Annotated in this window: 5 protein-coding genes and 1 pseudogene; 2 read left to right on the top strand and 4 right to left on the bottom strand. The window is 74.1% G+C overall.

Annotation, left to right across the window (positions count from 1 at the left end):
- Both G3I53_RS11250 and G3I53_RS11245 read right to left on the bottom strand, forming a co-directional pair.
- Positions 1 to 928: pseudogene (locus G3I53_RS11250) on the bottom strand (phosphodiesterase); the annotation flags it as partial.
- A 410-nt stretch (positions 929 to 1,338) separates the two neighbouring features.
- Complete coding sequence (locus G3I53_RS11245; protein ID WP_203591922.1) at positions 1,339 to 2,289, bottom strand: 2-hydroxyacid dehydrogenase; 951 nt, start codon at positions 2,287 to 2,289, stop codon at positions 1,339 to 1,341.
- Between the two features lie 75 nt (positions 2,290 to 2,364).
- Here G3I53_RS11245 and G3I53_RS11240 point away from each other — a divergent pair, with 75 nt between their 5' ends.
- Positions 2,365 to 3,363: an aldo/keto reductase gene (locus G3I53_RS11240; RefSeq protein ID WP_164334509.1), complete on the top strand. Its 999-nt coding sequence runs from the start codon at positions 2,365 to 2,367 to the stop codon at positions 3,361 to 3,363.
- 87 nt (positions 3,364 to 3,450) lie between these two features.
- Positions 3,451 to 4,653, top strand: a complete 1,203-nt coding sequence (locus tag G3I53_RS11235) for a PQQ-dependent sugar dehydrogenase (RefSeq protein ID WP_203591923.1) — start codon at positions 3,451 to 3,453, stop codon at positions 4,651 to 4,653.
- Between the two features lie 70 nt (positions 4,654 to 4,723).
- Here the strand turns inward: G3I53_RS11235 and G3I53_RS11230 are convergent, their stop codons facing one another.
- Complete coding sequence (locus G3I53_RS11230; RefSeq protein WP_164334510.1) at positions 4,724 to 4,984, bottom strand: DUF6191 domain-containing protein; 261 nt, start codon at positions 4,982 to 4,984, stop codon at positions 4,724 to 4,726.
- A gap of 36 nt (positions 4,985 to 5,020) precedes the next feature.
- Positions 5,021 to 5,343, bottom strand: a 323-nt coding sequence (locus G3I53_RS11225) for a response regulator transcription factor (RefSeq protein WP_164438302.1), incomplete at its 5' end; no start/stop codon positions are given.

The following is a 5,343-nucleotide window of genomic DNA, read 5'->3' as shown; positions in this document are numbered from 1 at the left end:
CGGGCACCGGCGGGGGCGGGCCGCCGCGCCGGCCGGGGTGGTGCTCGCGGACCACGCGGGTGTGGCCCGCCTCCTCGGGCCGGCCGCCGCGGCGCGGGGTCCAGGGGGCGTACGCGAGGAGCAGGGAGCCGGCGAACCAGCCCGCGTCGAGCAACTGGCCTGAGCGGTAGTCGTTGTGCAGCAGCGGGGAGGTGAACAGGGCGTCGCACATCACGGTGAGGGCGAGCGCCCCGATCGCGGTGTTGACGGCGGAGCGGTTCACGGCGGAGCGCCGGAAGTGCAGCGCGAGCACCAGGCTGACGAGGGCGATGTCCAGCAGCGGGTAGGCGAGGGACAGCGCGGTGTGCGCCACGCTCTCGCCCTCGGCCTGGGCGGCCTGGGCGAGGGCCAGGCTCCAGGCCAGGGTGAGCAGGGAGCCCCCGATGAGAGAGGCGTCCAGGGCGAGGCAGATCCACCCGGCCTTGGTCACGGGCCGTTTGGCGAGCACGAGCAGGCCCACGATGGCGGGCGGGGCGAAGCACAGGAAGAACAGGTCGGCGTAGCTGGGGCTGGGCACGGGCCGGTCGAGGACCACCTCGTACCAGCCCCAGACGAGATTGCCGAGGGCGGCCATGGTGGAGGACAGGCCGAACAGCAGCCAGGCGGGCCGGAAGCGGGTGAGCCGGCGGCGGGCGCAGACGAAGCAGGACACGGCCGCGGCCCCGGCGGCGGCGCTCAGCCCGAAGTCCCCCATGATCAGTGCGAGTCGGTCCGATCCCCAGCCGAGCGCGGCACCGACGGCGTAGGCCGCGCAGACGAGGGCGAGGACGAGTTGGGGGACGAGGCCGGGCCGCTGCCCGGTGACCGGGGAGCGTGGCGGTGGCACCCCCGGGGCGGGTTGCTGCCGTGCCGCCGCCTCGAGCGTCGAGGTGGCGGTCGGGGCGCTCACCGCTCCCTCCCGGTCCGCGCCGCTCCCGGGTCCCGCGGGTCGCGGAGCGCCGGGGGCCTGCGCCGCCCGGGGCCGTCGCCCCCCTGCGGTGGCGGACGGTGACCGCGGGGACGGCCGGGTGGGAGTGGGGGACCGCTGTGCCGACAGCGGTCGCGCGCGGTCGCGCGCCAGGGTCGCCGGCGGCGGCTCCGCCGCGTCGGATCGCTCGTCCATAGGCCGTGCATCGCCCGTCGCCCCCCTCACAGTCTGCAAGTCCGTCCCCGGCGCCGATCGGTCAGTGGCGCTGCCCCTGTCGGGACGATACACCAGTCTCGTCACTCAGGGACATAGTCTCTCTACTCTCCGTGACGATCACCAGATATATGAGTACCCACCGCTTCCGGGGAGAAGCGGACGGTACTCGAAGCGGATTACGAGCTTTCCGCCCCTGTCTCCAGGATCACGTTCCGCAACTGCTCCTGGTTCAGGAAACGGTGCAACTGGTCCACGAGCAACCGCTCGGCGCGCGGCCGGAAGGCGGAGGTCGGTCCGCCCGCGTGCGGGCTGACGAGCACGCCGGGTGCCCGCCACAAGGGGTGGTCGGCGGGCAGCGGTTCGGGGTCGGTGACGTCGAGGGCGGCGGTGATCCGGCCGGTCTCCAGCTCCGTGAGCAGGGCCTTGGTGTCCACGACCGGTCCGCGGGCCATGTTCACCAGCAGGGCGCCGTCCTTCATCCGGGCCAGGAAGTCGGCGTCCACGAGGTGACGGGTCTCGGCGGTCAGCGGGGTGGTGAGGACGACGACGTCCGCCTCCGGGAGCAGGGAGGGCAGTTCGGTGAGCGGGTGCACCGGACCGCGCGCCGTGGTGCGTGCGGAGCGCGCGACGCGCGCCACCCGCGCGACCTCGAACGGAACGAGCCGGTCCTCGATGGCGGAACCGATGGATCCGTACCCGACGACGAGGACGCTCCGGTCCGCGAGCGCGGGGCGGAATCCTCCCCGCCACTCCCCCCTGTCCTGGGCCCGCACGAAGTCGGGCAGACCGCGCAGCGACGCCAGGATGAGGGCGAGCGCGAGTTCGGCGGTGCTCGCCTCGTGGACCCCGCGCGCGTTGCACAGCCGGACCCCCGGGCCGAGGTGCTTCAGTCCCGGCTCCACGTGGTCGACGCCGGCGGACAGGGTCTGCACGACCCGCACGGAGCGCATCAGCGGCATCGGCCGCACGCCGACACCGCCCGGCTTGAGATACGGCACGACGTAGAAGACGCAGTCGGCCGGGTCGGCGGGGAAGTCCTCGGCGCCGTCCCAGAAGTGGTAGTCCGGCCCCTCGGGGAGGCCGTCGATCTCGTCCGGGCGGAAGGGGAGCCACACGTCAGCAGTCATGCTCCGGAGGCTATGTCAGGGCGGCGGAACGCCAGAGGTTAGGTTGGGGGCTCGCAGAGGGAGGGTCACGACCAGGTGGAGCGCAGGACGATCGGCGCGGGGGCGCTCGCGGTGGGGGCCGTCGGACTCGGGTGCATGCCGATGAGCTGGGCCTACAGCACGTCGCGGCAGCGCGGCGAGGAGTCGCTGAGGGCGGTGCACCGGGCGCTCGATGCGGGCTCGACCCTGCTCGACACCGCGGACATGTACGGCCCGTTCACCAACGAGCTGCTGCTGGGCCGGGTGTTGAGGGAGCGGCGCGCGGACGCCTTCGTGTCGACGAAGGTCGGCCTGCTGGTGGGCGACCAGCACATCGTCGCCAACGGCCGCCCCGGGTACGTGAAACGGGCCTGCGACGCGTCGCTGCGGCGGCTGCAGACCGACGTCATCGACCTGTACCAGCTGCACCGCGCGGACCCGGAGGTCCCGGTGGAGGAGACCTGGGGCGCGATGGCCGAACTCGTCCGCGCGGGCAAGGTGCGCGCGTTGGGGCTGTGCGCGGTCGGGGCCCGGCCGGGCCGGCGGCCGGGGGCGCGGCTGCACGACGGCACGATCCGCCAGCTGGAGCGGGTGCAGCAGGTGTTCCCGGTCAGCGCGGTGCAGGCCGAGCTGTCGGTGTGGTCGCCGGAGGCGCTGCGCACGCTGCTGCCGTGGTGCGAGACGCGCGGGGTGGGCTTCCTGGCCGCGATGCCGCTGGGCAACGGGTTCCTGACCGGCACGCTGACCCCGGGCGAGGGGTTCGAGGCGGACGACCCGCGGGCCCGGCATCCCCGGTTCACCGCCGAGATGATGGCGGCGAACCAGCCGATCGTGGCCGGTCTGCGCCGTGTCGCCCGGCGGCACGGCGAGCACGTCACTCCCGCGCAGGTGGCCCTGGCGTGGGTGCTGTCCCGGGGGCGGCAGGTGATACCCGTGCCGGGCACCAAGCACGCCCGGTGGGTGGCCGAGAACGCGGCGGCGGCACGGCTGCGGCTGACCGAACGGGACCTGGCGGAGATAGCCCGGCTGCCCCCGGCACAGGGTTCCTGGGACTGATCCGCGCGGGTCCCGCGGGCGGCCCTCCGGGGCGGCCGGCGCGGTTCGGGATCGGGCGATCGGGAACCTGGCAGGCGCGAGCGGTGTATGAAGACTGGAACCTGCCCGCGTCGAAGGGACGAGATCGTGCAACGACGAGCCGTGACGGCCGCGCTGGCCGCCGCCGTGCTCCTGCTGACGGCCGGATGCTCCTCGGACGACGGAGGGAGTGCCGGCCGGGGCAGCGACAGCGCCTCCCCGGGCAATACGGCGGCGCAGTCCCCGTCCGCCACGGGCACGGACGCCCGGACCCCGCCCGCCAAGGGCTCGGTGAAGGTGCTGCGCACGGTCACCACGGGCCTGAGCACCCCCTGGGGCCTGGCCCCGCTCGACGACGGCGACCTGCTGGTCTCGTCCCGGGACGACGCGACGATCACCCGGGTCGCCGCCGACACCGGCAAGAAGACGGAGCTCGGCGAGGTGCCGGGGGTGTCCCCGGCCGGCGAGGGCGGCCTGCTCGGCATCGCGCTCTCCCCGGAGTACGCCTCGGACCACATGATCTACGCCTACTTCACCTCGGCGTCCGACAACCGCGTGGTCCGCATGGTCTACAACGAGAAGAAGCCCGCCGGCCAGCAGCTCGGCGCCCCCGACACCGTCCTGCGCGGCATCCCCAAGGGCGTGATCCACAACGGCGGCCGGATCTCCTTCGGCCCCGACGGGATGCTCTACGTGGGCACCGGCGAGCGGGGCGACACCGGTCTGTCCCAGGACAAGGAGTCCCTGGGCGGCAAGATCCTCCGGCTGACCCCGGAGGGCGAGCCCGCGCCGGGCAACCCCTTCCCCGACTCCCCCGTGTACTCCTACGGCCACCGCAATGTGCAGGGTCTGGCCTGGGACCGCGAGCAGCGCCTGTTCGCCTCGGAGTTCGGCCAGAACACGTGGGACGAGCTCAACGCGATCAAGCCGGGCGACAACTACGGCTGGCCGGAGGCGGAGGGCGACTCCGAAGGCGACTTCCACGACCCGGTCCACCAGTGGGGCACGGCCGAGGCGTCCCCCAGCGGCATCGCGTACGCGGAGGGCTCGGTCTGGATGGCGGGCCTGCGCGGTCAGCGCCTGTGGCGCGTCCCGCTGGACGGCACGAAGACGTCGGCCGAGCCGCAGGCCTTCCTGGAGGAGGAGTACGGGCGGCTGCGCACCGTGGCCCCGGCGGGCGGGAACCGTCTGTGGCTGGTCACCAGCAACACGGACGGGCGGCTCCAGCCGAAGGACGGCGACGACCGCATCCTGGAGCTGGAGGTGAGCTAGGGACCCTCGTCCGTCCGGATCACGCCCAGCTCGCGGGACCGGAGCGGGTCGTGGGAGGGCAGGACGACGGTCAGGACGAGGCGGGTCCGGCGGAGGCGCCCGGTCCCGGGCCCTCCGGGGTGTCGCCGTCGTCCGGCCCGCCGGCCGGTCCGTTGCGGTCCTCCGGGTCCCCTGCCGCCGGGCGGACGACGACCTTCCCGGAGGCCAGGTCTATCGGCCCGCGCCCCGGGTCGGCGTCGCCGACGTCCTCCCGGCTGAGCTCCAGCCGTTTCTGCTCGTCGTGGGTGTGCTTGCGGCCGGGTGCGAACAGTTCCTCGAAGGCGTTGAACATCGCTCCCCTTTCCAGGGCCGCGTGGGCGTTACACCATTATCCCGCCATCGGCCCGGTACCGGCCTCCGCCGGGAACAGGCCCAGCCGGTGGGCCACGGCGGCGGCCTCGCCCCGGCCGGAGACGCCCAGCTTGGCGAGGATGTTGGAGACGTGGACGCTGGCCGTCTTGGGGGAGATGAACAGCTCCTCCGCGATGCGGCGGTTGGTGTGCCCGGCGGCCACCAGCCGCAGCACGTCGCGCTCCCGGCCGGTGAGGCCCAGGGCGTCGGCCGGGCCGGCGGGGCCGGCGGTCTGCCGGCGGGGGACCGAGTGCAGCGTCAGGCGGGCGCGCTGCGCCAGCAGGGTGGCGGACCGTGCCA

Origin of the sequence: Streptomyces sp. SID14436 (assembly GCF_010548465.1) — a bacterium.
Lineage (GTDB): Bacteria > Actinomycetota > Actinomycetes > Streptomycetales > Streptomycetaceae > Streptomyces.
The sequence above is the reverse complement of the archived record's forward strand: the minus strand, read 5'-3'. Positions and strand labels throughout refer to the sequence as shown.